Genomic DNA, 14,600 nt, shown 5'->3' on the forward strand with positions numbered 1-14,600 from the left:
GCAATATGCTATCCATGCGCCATCTATCAAAAGCGTATTATACAGATACAATAAAAACTCAAGCCTTGCAGCCATTTGATTTAAGCATAGAGCAGGGAGAGTTTGTTGCTGTGATTGGACCTTCAGGTTCAGGAAAGACAACTTTTTTAAACATTACCGGGCTGCTAGAGAATTTCTGTGATGGTAGTTACGAATTGGATGGCGTCAATGTTGAGAAGTTAAGCGATAAAGCTAAATCTAAACTACGCAATGAAAAAATAGGTTTTATCTTTCAAAGCTTTAACTTAATTCCTGAGCTGAATATTTACGATAATGTGGACATGCCACTACGTTATCGTAAATTATCTACAAAAGAACGTCATCAGCGGATCATGGATGCACTGGATAAAGTAGGGCTAGGGTCTCGTAAAAATCACTACCCGTCGCAGCTTTCTGGTGGTCAACAACAACGAGTCGCAATTGCTCGTGCTATTGCGGGCAAACCCTCTTTTCTACTTGCCGATGAACCTACGGGTAACCTAGACAGTAAAATGGCTGACGGTATTATGGAACTACTCAAAGAGATCAATGCGCAAGGCACGAGCGTTGTGATGGTAACGCATGATCCACAACAAGCAGCAAAAGCACAGCGTGTTATAGAGATCCGTGACGGCGTGATAATTGAGCGGAGCCAATGTAATAAGGCGATAGCTTAGGGATAAATTATGTTCAGTTATTACCTTAAATTAGCGCTCATCTCACTGCGGAAAACGCCGTTTTTATCATTTTTAATGATAGCAACTATCGCAATAGGTATTGGCGCTGCAATGACCACCTATACAGTTAGCTATTTGCTGGAAAAAGACCCTATTCCATCAAAAAGTGACAAGTTATTTAATGTTCGTCTAAATAGTTATGGGCCGGATAAGCCTTTCAATATCTCTCAGGGCAAGGAAGTGCCGCCTTATATCCTAACTTACCAAGATGCAATCAATTTGCAAAATGCCAAGCGAGGCGTACAACAAACACCCTTAGGAAACTTCAAGATGATGACCCGCTCTACGGAGCAACCTATTACTGATGCAAAAATGACGTCAATTAGAACCGCTTATAGAGATATGTTTAGTATGTTCGAGGTACCATTTAAATTTGGTGGTGCTTGGGATGAATCAGCGGATAAAGACGGTCTAGAAGTGGCAGTAATAAGTAGCGATTTAAACGATGAGTTGTTTAACGGAGAAAACTCAATCGGTAAATTGTTACTGATAGGTGATCTGCAATATCGCGTTGTGGGAGTGACTGATGACTGGTATCCAGTCCCTAAGTTCTTTGACTATAGGACGCGAGCGTTCAATAAGCCAAGAGATATCATCATTCCATTTCAGGCTCAGATAAATAATCAACACTGGACTAGTTCGGATATCTCTTTTCAATGTTGGAAGGATCCTGAGGACGAATCTTTTACCGCAGTTTTAGCCTCTGAATGCGTTTGGGTCTCATACTGGGTTGAATTGAGCTCGGCAGCAGAGCGCGATAGTTACATGGACTTCTTGGTCAATTATTCAATGGAGCAAAGACAGTATGGTCGCTTTTTACGGGAGCCATTTCATCGTCTTTTTGACGTGAAGGAGCAATTAGTAGAAAGAAAGATTATAAAAGACGATGGTAATGTAGCTGTATGGCTGGCCTTTGCATTTCTTATCGTGTGTTTGCTTAACTGTATGGCCATGATGGTGGCAAAGTTCCATAGCAAAGCCGGTGAAGTTGGGCTCCGCAGAGCGGTTGGTGCTTCTAAGCAAGATATTTTTGCTCAATTTACCGTTGAAACCTGCATTATCGGGTTGCTTGGTGGGATACTTGGATTGGTGTTGGCTCAAATTGGGCTGAGTGTGACAGCTCAGCTTTATAGTCACCTATATGCTGAGATGTTAGAGATGACGTACAGTATTGTAATGATGACGATTGTATTGGCTGTAGTCAGTGCGGTTATTTTTGGTTTACTACCGACTTTACATGCGGCAAAAGTGCAGCCATCTAGTCAGCTGAAAAGTCTGTAGGAGCATAACAATGAGAGATTTATTGCCGATTTTAAAAATCTTGAACAACAACAAAGCATCTCCATTACTGCTCGCAGTACAGATTGCACTAACATTTACGATTTTGGTTAATGCGATTTATATGATGGTGCTAAAAGAGCAAGAGTTAGTGCAACCAACAGGGCTCACAGAGCAGCAACTGTTCAGCTTCAGCACGAACCTTGAAGGTACTGATGACGAAAAGAATGCGGCACTTGATACCGACCTTGCGGATATCCGAGCTCTAGCTAGCGTTGAAAGTGCAAGCACAATTACCAGCATGCCGCTAACCAATTGGGGACGCTCTCTCTATGTTGGTTTAACACCCGATGAAAAAGAAAGGATTATTCACGCTGGTTATTATGGCGCTGATGAAACGATTGTCGATACGCTTGGGTTGCGCGTAGTAGCTGGAAGAAACTTTCAACATAACGACGTGATTCACAGATACTATGACGGTCATTCAGAGTCTGCAAGTGTTTTAATTTCCCAAGATTTAGCGGGTAAGATCCGGCCTAACGATTGGCGCAGTGTCGTTGGAGAGACCATTTATGTTCAGTCAGTACCGCAGAAGGTTGTGGGTATCGTTGAAACCATGAAGTCTCCTTGGCGATTTTGGTATGCCTACGATATGACGGTGATCGGATCTGTTAGAGAGCATTATATCGAAACCATCATTGTAGTCAGATCGAAACCAAATCAGCGAGACGCTGCAATGGCAGAAGTTCAGGCGTTATTGCTTAACAAGCCTGGCCGTCAAGTGGATGCATTTAAATCATTTGAGGAAATAAAGACGGAGAATTTGCAAGCTGATTACGCGGTGAGCCAAACACTGAAGGCTGTGATTGGGGCATTGGCATGTGTGACTATGCTGGGTATATTTGGTCAGGCCAGATACACCGTCTATAAACGCAGAAAGCATATAGGTACTCGTCGTGCACTGGGGGCGACTCAGGCTGATATTCTACGTTACTTTATGATTGAAAATGCAGTCGTGTCACTATTTGGTATTGTACTTGGGGTGATTATCGCAGTTGTTGTGAATGTTTACTTAGTCAACTATTTTGGTCTTACCAGCGTACCTGGTGATTATTTGATTGCAGGTGCTGTACTGATGCTAATTGCTGGTCAGTTGGCAGTTATTTACCCCGCTCTGATTGCTGCTAAAGTGCCACCAGCTATCGCAACTCGCACTGCATAGCTACTATTTCAAGCCTTCAGTTACTTTGCTAAAATGGTGGCTGGAGGCTTGAAATTATTATGCTTAAAATCTCAAATAACGTCACACTAGCTGAGTGGGAAATCGATATTTCCGCAATTCGCGCGCAGGGTGCGGGTGGACAAAACGTCAATAAAGTCTCCAGCGCTATCCATCTTAGGTTTGATATTAATCGCTCAACACTGCCCGATTTTTACAAGACACGCCTGCTTGCACTTAAAGACTCAAGAGTGACAAAAGAAGGGGTAATTGTGCTCAAAGCACAAAGCTTCCGTACCCAAGAGCAAAATAAAGAAGATGCCTTGGAGCGGCTAAAAACACTGATCCTAGCGGCCACCAAAGTTGAAAAAGCACGCAGAGCAACCAAACCAACAAAAAGCTCGCAAAAAAAGCGCTTGAATCAAAAGACGAAACGTGGCCAAACCAAATCACTAAGGGGCTCGGTTAATTGGTAATGAGCTTAGCCGTTGATAACTTTGTATCCTGTATTCGCCCACCTGAACTGTGAATATAAAGTTTATTCGATTCAAAACCGGCATTAATAAGGAGTTGATCGGATATATGAATTTAGTTCACCTGATCTTAGGATAATTAACGTCTTTCTCGCTGCTATTTTTAATCGCAATTTAGCCATGTTAGTTGGTCATGCAAGGTCTAAATCTGCTTAGTCGACTTTCCTGCAAAATAAGTTTCTTTTAGCCGGGTAATGACCTCAGTGCTTACCCAATAAATGTTTGATACATCACCGGGTTCATTATATCTGCCGAAAAACAGATATTTACCATCAGGTGTAATTCTTGGGACGGTTTCTGAATAAGGGGTATTGACCCCTTCACCTAAATTTATAGGACGAGACCAAGTGCCATCCTGCTCCTTAAAATAGACATATAGGTCGTTATCTTTTCGACTTTTATCGCCTCTGTGACGACTATTAACCAATAGGTAATCGTTAGCGGGCGAAATAAAACCATGAAATCCAAACTCAATATCAATGGCTTTGGGAGTCGTAAGCGCGCCGTTTTTATTTTCTGCGGTATACATTTTGCGTTCTGACATATTGGAAAAAACAGTGTCGCCATTCGCGCTTTGGTTGAAGTCTGAAAACTTACCCGTATTTATTGCCGAATCGAACCTTTTAGCCTCACTCCAGCCATCTTTGCTACGGGTAACGTACCAAATTCCGGACGCTTTGGGGTCATCTGAACGCGCGGTAAAGTAAATCCGATTGCCGTTCAAACTTACATGGGGGACCAGTTCATAACTCATTCTTCCACGAGTAAAATTTGCGGCTTGAGGTTGAGTCCACTGTGCATTTTCTATTTTTGAATACATGATCCGTGGGCTTGAATCGACATTTTCTTGCTCTTCGAAGGCGGTAAAATACACCTCTGTAAGGTCGGGAGAGAACGACACGCCGAATTCATAACGACCGTTAATCGAGATGATATCGGGGGCAAAAAGCTGCGCGGTTAACCCCGGAGGTGTCTGGCCGAGCCAAGGACCTTTTAGCGCAGGAAAGGCTTCGTTAGCATGGGCATGATTGGTGAGCATGGCGGCTGCAAAAAGTAAGGGGGTGGCGGGTTTTATCATATTCATCCTGTTCTCCTTCGGCGCTAGATAAACCTGCTTAAAGTTGCTGGTATTATACCAATTGAATTAATTCTCTAATCAATTTGAAGGGTGAAATAGCATATTAGCTTCGTTAAAAATTTCTCATTTAGAACAACTAAATAGCAAAATTTTTGCCTTGCCTATATGGATATAGGTACCTTAGCGGTAGCAGGACGCGAGAGCGGTGCTACTAAGCGATTTCCCCGCTTCAAGATAGATCATTTACTTAATACAACTGGTATTAGCGCTTCACATTATTATTTTTAACAGAAAGCAGTGTATCAGCAAAGAGGGGAAACCGTGTGTAAAGTAATGTAAAACAATGACTAATTAGTTCTCAACTTTCATTGTGAATGTTGCTACACAGCGGTTATCATTACCAGTATTAAATACAGCTATATCCATGCTCAATTTTCGATGGCTTTAGCTGTATTTGTCGTTAGGATGTCGTCTTTTTAACCACAAACACTAGCTCGGTGTTAGCGCACTAGACTTTTTGCCAAGTTTTCAATCAGTAAAAATTGCTTGGCGATATCTTCAGCCCAGCTGGGATCGTATTCCTTTGCCAATTTTTTTGGGCTGAATAAGTTGGCTCCATAGTCAAGAGAGATCAGTATATCGCTACCCTCTATAAACATTTGGGCTTTTACTTCGGGGATTTTTAACCCTTTTGGTAGGTTACCAGATGAGAAGAACGTTTTGACTTGCGACAATTTCGCCATATATTCTGGCGTGAGTACTTCGCGGCAAGTTTCTTCGTCTTTAGCATAGACTTGATACTCTTTTTCAAAGTCTTCTTTTTCAAATTTAACTCGCTGTAATCCTTTTAGAGATTGACGTCGACTTATCAGCATGTTCCAAAGTCCCGCATCTTGTAATACCACGATTGGAGTATCTACAGGTTCAGGCATACTCAATTTTATAACTGCACCATTAAACAAACGTTTACTGTCATTGTTCTGATGAAGCGTGCGTACATGCACTTCAGTAAAGTAAAAATGAATGCCATTTACTTTGCCGTTAAATCCATCCTCAGCTACAGCTCGTCCTCCTTTGGTTAATATACCTGCACTGATAGCTTCCTCGCAGATAAGTAAATTACCACCGACTGAATATTCTAAGTTAAGCGCCGAAGCAATTGGCGCCACCATATAAGCTCTAGTTAACACCCCCTTAGTGAAAGACTTAAGAGAGCGTTTTAACAAAAAGTAGATAGGAATTATTGAGATTAGGAGAAAAGGCGCAAGAAATAGTAAGGGGATTGCAATACCAATCGCCCACCATTTATAGCGTTTAAACGACTTCTCCTTGTTGTCGAGTTCTGTATCAAAGCCAGAATTTGTTTTGTCTAAATTGTAATAGGCCTCTTTTAACTGCATCTCAACGCCAGCTAGACGCTGATCAATATGATGGAGAGACCTTTGTTCTAATAATGGCATAAACTTTCCTTGTAAGTCGCAATGGTAATGGAGAAAAATTGTACCTTGTAATAAATTATAAAGTAAGAGGTATAGAGTAGGGAATATTATAAAAGGCGAATACAGCTTTCTGCGTGACGCCTTTTGCTAATTTAGGGAATTGTTTACTCTTGAATCGCGTACTTAATATTAGCCTTGAATGCTTCTGCTTCGAGTGGTGCATTTTCGTATCCGTACTTTTGCATATCCGAGATGTGTTGGCGAAGTACATCTGCAAAATTAGCGCGTTCGATTTGCAGGACGTGAACCAGTTCGTGCGCAAGTTTTGGCCTATTTAACTCAAATCCATGGCGAACGTAAATTGAGTACCCGAATACCTGAGCGTTGTTTACTATTCCTTCGCCAATAAAGCCCAGAGACTCACCCATTGCCTTTAGTGCTTTGTTTTCAATAGGAAATGGAACAGTATCAAGATAAATGATGCGAACTTTTTCTGGGTGCTTAATCCCGATTTCTTTTGCCAATGCAATGCCATTGGCGTCAAGCGGTATACCTACCTCTCTACCTTGCGACTCAATTTGTTGAGCCCAAGAAATGTATTCTCCCAGTAATGTCTGCATATCCATGGGGGGTTCTTTTGCTAACGTGATGGTGCTAAGCAAGATGGTCGTGCTCAAGCATAAAGACTTTATAGTCATTTTTTAATACCTTTTTATTATTATCAATGGTCAAGTAAGATTTGATTTTGTATTGCGTTATAGGCAACGAAGTTTATGATCACAAAAGTATCGAAAAAAGTCACCATTTTACATTTGTATACGAGTTCTAAGATCATTATTTTTCTTGCTAATTATTGTTAAAATCGCACTGATTTTAATCTTTTATGATTTATAGAAACGTCGTGGTAAATGGCCAAAAATTCATATTGAGATATTAAAAGTTCGCATAATTTTAGGCGTGTCTGGCTTTTAGCTTATTTAGGTAAATTGAATATTGTTAAGAATGATAACTGACAGGTACCTTGGTGTCACTAGCACTATTATCAAGGCGATGGTGTCGCTCGAATACTAGAGTAGTACCTGTGAAAAATACTGCGCAGCATCCCACTTTGACTTGGATATGCTACTTATTTATCAAGATCGGCTGCCAAATTATCGCTTATTGGACAGATGTGCTGAGCATTTCAGTCTGAATAGCTCCTGCTGTGGATAACGAACTCATTTATAGCCGCCTATTATGGACAAACATCGAAGTTTGCAATACCTCAGATGAGTTCCCGAGACTGTGACTGAACGCCAGAGCGAAGCTATGCCTGGTGTAAATATCAGGTCGAAAATTGTAGTTTTTAGAATTTTTTATTGAGAATGATTTTTATTAGTGTTAACTTCTTGGGGAACATTACTCAGAATTTGTTTTTATTACCCTCAATTTATTAATTGTTAGGATGTTGAGGGTTTAGAGTGGGTTTGTCCGTGAAATTGTAATTAACCTGCCAGGTTTATGTGGAGTATCTGCAAGATAAATAGCGCGGTACTGACTGAGGTTAACCGGATCATTACTAACAAAATTTAAAAGCAACTTTTGAACGCATTCTATATTTCACTTGAATTGAACACTTAGCTTTTCTGAAGCGGCTAATAATGAGTAGTGAAATGCATAGCCAGATACAACTGAATAAAACATGCGCAATACAGGCGAAAACCATGCTCGCTTGGTTGGTATGGTAAAGCTTATATTCTTTATAGGCATGTTGAAGTTGTGTCTAAAGGAAGTATAGCTACAGATGCCAGAGTGATACGGGGATTGGAAGGGGGTTAAAAAATGACTGTGTGTAGTGACATTGGGATAAGTACAGCGAATAAACAGCAACAGATCGACAACGTGGTTGGGCAGAATTTTGTGCAGTTGATGCCCGGTCTTTCTGTGAGCATATCTTCAGCGCAAGATATGGGTGCTGCAGATACTAAACACATATTTCCTGGCGATGATCAATACATCCACATCAATAATGTTCTTGCGGGAAAGTTTGAAGCGACGGTTGGTAATACGCTGTTACAATGTGAGTGCGGAGACTTCAATATTGGTTTTTCGGGTGGGGAGAATTTCTGTGCTTATCATAGTAATGATTTTAGTAACCTAGAGATCATGATAAAGCCCGAAGTGCTTAATGAGCTTGCTGGTGAAGAGCTCAGCGGCGTAGATCTTGGGAAAAGTATGTCGTTCTTTGTGAAGCAAAGTGGCCCCAGTAGAAAAGTCAGCACATGTGCGAATCGTATTCATAAGCTGATAAAAGATCAAGAAGCCAACCCTCTGCTGCTACATTCCGCTACATTAGACTATTTATATTGGCATCTTACTGCACTGAAATCAGTTGATACTGGTAGCCAACTCCCGCTTCGAGAGAAAAAGCAGCTTATGGCAGCAAGAGATTTTCTATTATCCGATCTTAGTTGCCCACCTACCATTTCAGATGTCGCTAAGGTGGTTGGATTGAACCAGTGTAAGTTAAAAAAAGGCTTCAAGGTGCTGTTTAACAATACAGTTTATGGCTGTTTTCAAGAAGAAAGAATGCACAAAGCAATGAACCTATTAAAAGACAATAACGTAACTGAAACAGCCATTTCGCTGGGTTATAGCAATGTGAGCCATTTTAGCGTAGCTTTTAGAAAACAATTTGGGGTGCTGCCTAAAGAGGCGAGACTGAACCTAGCTCCTAGTATTGTTTGTGGTTAATCACTTTTGAGAGTATGCCCTGCGGGCCTAGCCCGCAACACATAAATCTTTCTTCGTCGTCTTTTTCTGCTAGCCCACGGCCTGAAGCGTTAGCGCTTTATTCAAAGTGATGTCAACAACACCCTCACCTTTAAAGTTCCAAGTTATGTTCAAATTACTCTGACTGGCTAAAAAGGTTAGTGCTTCTTGCTCCATCTCTCTAACCATGTCAGCAAGCTCAGGACAACCGAGCTCTTTAAACATAGCTGCATACGCACAGTCGGTGATAGAAATGCAAATTGTTGAGGCATCAACCTTTGATTCGCTTAGTGTAAATAGGCCAAGTTTGGCGTAGTTTCTAAGCCAAGTGAGCCAGTACTCTAAAATCACATCTTCTTTGTTTTCAAACATATTAAAGGATTCGGGATTAGGCCATAGCCAGCGCATTTCCATTTTGCCTGTCTCTAGAAACATGTCACGATATAATCGGTAGGCTTTATCCTGCCCTAGTAGCTTCCTCGCGTTGCCATAACCTGAGCTAAACATACTCATGTCTTTAGTGATGGATCTCCAAATTTCGGTATATTCTCCTTGGTGCCTATCGCGCCAGTGCTGTAAACTTTTATTATCTCGACGCCATGCTAACAGCGTAGTAATTACAAACTTTGTGAAGCTATACCTATTAGTGGCCCCTTTTAGTTCTCGCCATATCTCTGATTTATAAAGATATTCTTGTTGCCTTTTTGCCATTTTTGGGTGTTGCTTTGTTACTGTGTACCAATTTAGCCCCAAGTTTCTGAGACTATTAATGTCTGATGATACGCTGTCTACCCAGCCAAACTCTTGATCTGCTCTATGTGTGTTCTGAGTGTTTGCTGGTTTTGCCGTGACACCATATAAAGCCAATGTTTGCAGTAGCTTTTGGCGCGTTTTATAAGACAAATGCTCTACGGCTTTGACACCATAGCTGTCAAAAAACACATTGTTCAGCCAACACTCAACTACAACACATGCCATCTTGGCGGTAAGTTCATAAGAAGAAATAACCCCATGTAACATTAGTCCTGATTGCGGGTTATTGTCTGGGTAAACCCATAAACAAGTATCGGGATCTGACTCTTTTTTGGTTTTGAGCTTTTGCCCATTGTTAAAAAACATCTTGGAGAAAAATGTATTTTTACGCTCGCCTAAGCGATATTTACTCATAAACTTTGCAAATCCAAGCGTCAGGTGTTGGATATGATAACGACTATCTAGGTGCTTTATGTCAAGGTCTTCAGCAACATACTCACAACTAAGTCCTGCGACTTCGGGTGTTGCAAATGGAATAAGGTCAGCTGGCTTTTTCAATGCAGGAAAAGCAAACTGGTGTTGTGCGTCTTGCCAAGGAGTGTCAATTTGCTTGCGAGTTCCTTCTCGCCAGCAGGTTAAGGTATTGGTGAAGCTTGCTAAAATCGCTTGTGGACTGGTCTCGCCACCACCATAGGCTGCGCCCATATACAAACGGCATTGATAATGGCCGGTTGCAGATGCTTTTTTATGCGCAAGCTCAGTTAATAGTAATGTTGAAATACCAGGGGAGAAGCCCATACCTGTGAGCAGCAAACATTGTTTTGATTGGGCCTCAGTATTCAGTGCGTGTATTTGATCTGCAGCCTGTAGGCTGTCATTAATGTCGAGGGCATCTATATTCGCGTTCAAGCACAGTTGATGCGCCTGTAGGGCAAACTTATCCATTGGGCCTAACGCAATCACTGCTAAGTCAAACTTTTTGAGTGTTTCAATGCTTTTGGCTTTGTCATTTATATCAAAAGGAACAAAGTTAATATGCTTTGGCAATATACCTGCTTTTGGTGTTCTCCTTGCCGCACAGCTTATTTTTAAATCTGAGAGTCGTTCACTGAGCAAGTTGATAATGCGCCTGCCCGACTCACCAGTACCTCCCAAGACGATGATATTTTTACTCATGCAGCCTCCTGCTTGGTGTTGTTGTCTGATTTAGAAAGAATAAGCCCTGCAACGACACCTGCTTGTTCGAGATCTTTTATAAAATTATTGGCATCAACAGCTTCATGTAGCATCATTGGACCTGTTTTGGTGATTTGATTGTTTAATAATTGCTTAGCCGCTATACCGATGATAAAGCCTGTAGCCTGATAGGTATCTTCTAGAATGATTTGGCCATGGTGTACGCGGTTGTCAGCACATTTAATTTGGGCATCGACGGCGTAAATTGGGTCAAGCTTACGCATATCTTTAGCTGAGGCCTTACATAACCACCGCGCCGCACGAGCGATAGTTTTATGATTTTTGTACATCTTGAATATCTTGGCAATCATGCAAACAAACATAGCGCGGGGCCCGAGATTAGCACCGTAGACTTTAGCTGTTTGTATGTCATGTTCGTTGGCGAGTTGCACTATTTCTTCTGCGTAAATCAACATAGTAGATGCGGTGCCTATAGGAGCGGGAAAGTGTGCTTTAGTACCAGCCTTTGAGAACTTTTCACGTTTAACTTGCTGGTTTTCCAAGTAGCAAAAACCACGCTCGTGACCAAAGTCTCCCAACCCATTTATGATGTCCCATGCCGAATTGTAGCTCCAAGCGTCTCGGCCAACGTATTGCACTTCTAAGGATTTGATGTCCGCTCCACAACTACATTGTTGAATAAGATAGGCAGGGAATACGCCAGATAAGCCCGGTAGCAAACCGACGTTGATGATGAGCGGTACTTTACTACTATACTGCTTTTCATGCTCGTGTAGGGATGCGTAAACTGGATCGTAGCCACCGGCATCAATAATTGGTACGCCTAACTCTTTACAGGTCAATACTATTTGATCGCCGATAATGCCCGAGGGGCCAACACAGGCGACGACCAGATCTGTATTCTTTAACTGGGCTTTTAAATCGTCGGTGTTTTGGACATCTAGTTGTACAGTATTTATTCGGTCCTGATGTTGCAAAATTGCACTGGGCAATGAGGCTTTTCTACGTGAAGCAAACGTAAGTGCGGCTTGTGTATGCTCAAGTAAATACTCGGCTGCTTTTAAGCCTACTTGACCTGTACCACCGAGCAATAACACGGATTGAGCTTGCATGGTAACTCCCTTAATAAGCGTATCAACGCATTGATATTATTTATACAATGTCATAGTGGCGCTTGATGCGTGCGCCACTTTCCACTCGTTATTGGTTTAGAAATTAGTACCTATGGTGAGGCCTATGGTTCTCGGGTTTCCTGCTTCTGCCGTAACACCGAAACCAAAGTTAAATGCAACTTTTGAGTAATATTCATCGAGCGCATTCTTCACCCATAGGTGCGCGTACCAGTTTTCGCTTTCAAGGCCTATTTTGGCATTTAAAAGGTGATATGCTGATTGCTTCATTTGGTTACCTGCATCAAAGTAGTGATCACCCATATAAATGTTTTCTAACTGCGTGAATAAGATGAAGTCGCTGTTGAGTTCTGTACGATTGCTAATGGACAGGTTGGCGCTGATCTTAGGTGTATTTGGTAAACGATTATCGGAATAGTCTTCTATTGCACCAGTTGCAAAGTTCACACTTTCATACTCACTATAAGTGGCGTCAACATAACTACTTGAGAAGCCAATGGTCCAATCCGGGTGAGGCTGGTAGCGCGACTCAAACTCAATACCCCGACTGGTACTTTCGCCAGCGTTATCTGTGATAATGGTGGTGTTTTCTAACATCTGTTGCACTTGTTGGTCGTCTAAAGAAACGTAAAATGCAGTGATTGAAAAGCTCAGTTGGTTTTCTAGCGCTAGTGCTTTATAGGCAATTTCATAGTTATTACTGTATTCAGGCTCAAAGCTAGGCTTGCTTAAGTTGGGATATAATGTGTCAAATCCTCCCGCTCGGTAACCTTTACTCCAAGACGCATAAACAAGGTCATTATTGTTCGTTTGATAAGAGAGGGCTAGTTTGGGTAGAACTTCGCTGAATTCTTCCTTGCCACCGTATTGCGAGGTAACTCCAGTGGATTGAGAATCGATATTAATATCAGCTTCTCGCTGCTCTTTATGGTAGCGTAAACCTGCAATGACGGTAATATCCTGAGTGATTGCGTAATCAACCTGACCAAATACCGCCCAAGCTTGGTCATCTTTCCCGATAATCGAACGATCAACCATGGGTCCACTACCTGGGTACATAGAGGAGAAGTTTAAATCATTTCTTGTCGTATTCTGGGTATCTGATTGGTAGCCATAAAACCCGACTAGCCAGTGGTAGTCTTCAGTATTTTTAGAGCTCCAACGCATTTCATGAGAGAGCTGATCAAAATCTTCCTGAGAGTGACTATGGAACTGATATCCTGCGTCATTGCCTGTATCTTGATCCGCGGTGTTCAGGTTATCCCAGTCACGCCAACTTGTGATCGAGATGAAGTTTACATTATCACCGCTATAATCCAGTGTAACCGAAGCCCCAAGTGCGTCGCGATCGTCAACTCCTTCAAAGTCATGTTCTATGTGATCTGGATTGGCTTTGATACGCTCAAGTTGCCCCATCGCATACGAGTCTCCACGAAAACGTTCATAATCTACTACAAAATTGGCTTCAAGATTGTCTGACGCGACCCATCTAAGTTTAGCTCTCGCACTCAGATCGTCGCGAGCACCAAAGTCCTTGTCTAAGTAGGTATTTTCAAGATGTCCATCGGTGTTGTATGCCGAAGCTGATAAGCCGAGAAATAGATTATCTGCAGTTAAGGGGGTATTTACACCTAATCTAACTCGCTTTGAGCCAAAGTTATCTGCAGAAAAGGTGCCTTTGAACTCCGGCATTTCGTCTGGTTGTTTGGTGATGATATTAATAACACCAGCCAGAGAATTACCCCCGTATAGTGTGCCTTGAGGGCCCCTTAGGACCTCAACACGCTCTATATCCACAAGGTCCAAATCAAAAATACTATTGCTACTATAATTCACGCCATCGACGTAAAAACCTATGGTGGGTTCGGTGAATAAACCCGGGCCTATGCCACGAATAAATACATTGCTGTCTCTTCGGCCACCCCAGCTATAAACGTGAACGCTCGGGATCGCTTGTCCAAGATCTGTGATGGAATAGGCTTCAGAGTCGGCAAGTTCTTGTCCAAAAATAGCAGTTACGCTAGAAGCAACTTCCATAATATTCACGGTACGCTTTTCAGAAGTGACTTCGATTCGTTCCAAGTCGATATGTTTGGCTTGATCATCTGCAAATACTGCTGAAGAGGAAACACCTAGACTCATTGCTAACAAGGTACGTGAAATATAATAGTTGAGTTTAGAGGTGGAGAAGAGAGGGTTGGCCGCAGACGTCAGCTTATAACGAAACATAGTAAATTAGCTCCTAGTAACAACGAATAGTAGAGTAGTTGGGCATTGAGTTATGCTGCGCTAGAAATGTGTTTTTAGGCTTACTTCTTGTCAGCGTTGACCATTTGGTCGGCCCTGTTTTTATTGTTCGTTATTGTCTGAATATGCAAGGAGAGCCACTACCCGAAAGCGGCCATTACCCCTCTGTGCGGTTTTTTTTAAAGGTAGAGAGCAAGGCTGGTAGTAATTAGGGCGCTTA

11 protein-coding genes are annotated in these 14,600 nt (G+C 42.0%); 5 read left to right on the forward strand and 6 right to left on the reverse strand.

Features of this window, described 5'->3' with window-relative positions; all coding sequences use genetic code 11:
- The first annotated feature begins 5 nt into the window (after positions 1-5).
- From CWC29_RS20080 to arfB, 4 genes are read left to right on the forward strand one after another with little or no spacing between them, the layout of a single operon-like run.
- On the forward strand, positions 6-695 hold the full coding sequence (locus tag CWC29_RS20080; protein WP_138523787.1) for an ABC transporter ATP-binding protein: 690 nt from the start codon (positions 6-8) through the stop codon (positions 693-695).
- A 9-nt stretch (positions 696-704) separates the two neighbouring features.
- On the forward strand, positions 705-2,036 hold the full coding sequence (locus tag CWC29_RS20085; protein ID WP_138523789.1) for an ABC transporter permease: 1,332 nt from the start codon (positions 705-707) through the stop codon (positions 2,034-2,036).
- A 10-nt stretch (positions 2,037-2,046) separates the two neighbouring features.
- A complete protein-coding gene (locus CWC29_RS20090; RefSeq protein ID WP_128726119.1) occupies positions 2,047-3,255 on the forward strand; it encodes an ABC transporter permease in 1,209 nt (402 codons plus the stop codon).
- Positions 3,256-3,314: 59 nt separating this feature from the next.
- Complete coding sequence (gene arfB, locus CWC29_RS20095; RefSeq protein ID WP_128726118.1) at positions 3,315-3,728, forward strand: alternative ribosome rescue aminoacyl-tRNA hydrolase ArfB; 414 nt, start codon at positions 3,315-3,317, stop codon at positions 3,726-3,728.
- 199 nt (positions 3,729-3,927) lie between these two features.
- Here arfB and CWC29_RS20100 read toward each other — a convergent pair whose 3' ends face one another.
- The 3 genes from CWC29_RS20100 to CWC29_RS20110 form a co-directional block, all read right to left on the reverse strand.
- Complete coding sequence (locus CWC29_RS20100) at positions 3,928-4,869, reverse strand: PD40 domain-containing protein (protein ID WP_138523791.1); 942 nt, start codon at positions 4,867-4,869, stop codon at positions 3,928-3,930.
- A gap of 494 nt (positions 4,870-5,363) precedes the next feature.
- Positions 5,364-6,323, reverse strand: a complete 960-nt coding sequence (locus tag CWC29_RS20105; protein WP_128726116.1) for a DUF3137 domain-containing protein — start codon at positions 6,321-6,323, stop codon at positions 5,364-5,366.
- A gap of 143 nt (positions 6,324-6,466) precedes the next feature.
- On the reverse strand, positions 6,467-7,000 hold the full coding sequence (locus CWC29_RS20110; protein ID WP_128726115.1) for a hypothetical protein: 534 nt from the start codon (positions 6,998-7,000) through the stop codon (positions 6,467-6,469).
- 1,123 nt (positions 7,001-8,123) lie between these two features.
- Here CWC29_RS20110 and CWC29_RS20115 point away from each other — a divergent pair.
- Positions 8,124-9,035, forward strand: a complete 912-nt coding sequence (locus CWC29_RS20115; protein WP_128726114.1) for an AraC family transcriptional regulator — start codon at positions 8,124-8,126, stop codon at positions 9,033-9,035.
- Positions 9,036-9,104: 69 nt separating this feature from the next.
- Here CWC29_RS20115 and CWC29_RS20120 read toward each other — a convergent pair whose 3' ends face one another.
- From CWC29_RS20120 to CWC29_RS20130, 3 genes are all read right to left on the reverse strand, one after another.
- Positions 9,105-10,982, reverse strand: a complete 1,878-nt coding sequence (locus CWC29_RS20120) for a saccharopine dehydrogenase (protein WP_128726113.1) — start codon at positions 10,980-10,982, stop codon at positions 9,105-9,107.
- Positions 10,979-12,115, reverse strand: coding sequence for a saccharopine dehydrogenase NADP-binding domain-containing protein (locus tag CWC29_RS20125; protein ID WP_128726112.1), 1,137 nt, complete (start codon positions 12,113-12,115; stop codon positions 10,979-10,981). Before CWC29_RS20125 ends, CWC29_RS20120 begins: the two co-directional genes overlap by 4 nt.
- A 96-nt stretch (positions 12,116-12,211) precedes the next feature.
- Positions 12,212-14,362 (reverse strand): TonB-dependent receptor, encoded by a 2,151-nt coding sequence (locus tag CWC29_RS20130; RefSeq protein ID WP_128726111.1) that lies wholly within the window; start codon positions 14,360-14,362, stop codon positions 12,212-12,214.
- Positions 14,363-14,600 lie beyond the last annotated feature (238 nt).

Source organism: Pseudoalteromonas galatheae, from assembly GCF_005886105.2.
GTDB lineage: Bacteria > Pseudomonadota > Gammaproteobacteria > Enterobacterales > Alteromonadaceae > Pseudoalteromonas > Pseudoalteromonas galatheae.

Excerpts from the sequence above, each read along its gene's own strand:
- CWC29_RS20080 (WP_138523787.1), top strand. The coding sequence starts at position 6 with ATGCTATCCATGCGCCATCTATCAAAAGCGTATTATACAGATACAATA.
- CWC29_RS20125 (WP_128726112.1), bottom strand. The coding sequence starts at position 12,115 with ATGCAAGCTCAATCCGTGTTATTGCTCGGTGGTACAGGTCAAGTAGGC.
- CWC29_RS20115 (WP_128726114.1), top strand. The coding sequence starts at position 8,124 with ATGACTGTGTGTAGTGACATTGGGATAAGTACAGCGAATAAACAGCAA.
- CWC29_RS20110 (WP_128726115.1), bottom strand. The coding sequence starts at position 7,000 with ATGACTATAAAGTCTTTATGCTTGAGCACGACCATCTTGCTTAGCACC.
- CWC29_RS20090 (WP_128726119.1), top strand. The coding sequence starts at position 2,047 with ATGAGAGATTTATTGCCGATTTTAAAAATCTTGAACAACAACAAAGCA.
- arfB (WP_128726118.1), top strand. The coding sequence starts at position 3,315 with ATGCTTAAAATCTCAAATAACGTCACACTAGCTGAGTGGGAAATCGAT.
- CWC29_RS20085 (WP_138523789.1), top strand. The coding sequence starts at position 705 with ATGTTCAGTTATTACCTTAAATTAGCGCTCATCTCACTGCGGAAAACG.
- CWC29_RS20100 (WP_138523791.1), bottom strand. The coding sequence starts at position 4,869 with ATGAATATGATAAAACCCGCCACCCCCTTACTTTTTGCAGCCGCCATG.
- CWC29_RS20105 (WP_128726116.1), bottom strand. The coding sequence starts at position 6,323 with ATGCCATTATTAGAACAAAGGTCTCTCCATCATATTGATCAGCGTCTA.
- CWC29_RS20120 (WP_128726113.1), bottom strand. The coding sequence starts at position 10,982 with ATGAGTAAAAATATCATCGTCTTGGGAGGTACTGGTGAGTCGGGCAGG.
- CWC29_RS20130 (WP_128726111.1), bottom strand. The coding sequence starts at position 14,362 with ATGTTTCGTTATAAGCTGACGTCTGCGGCCAACCCTCTCTTCTCCACC.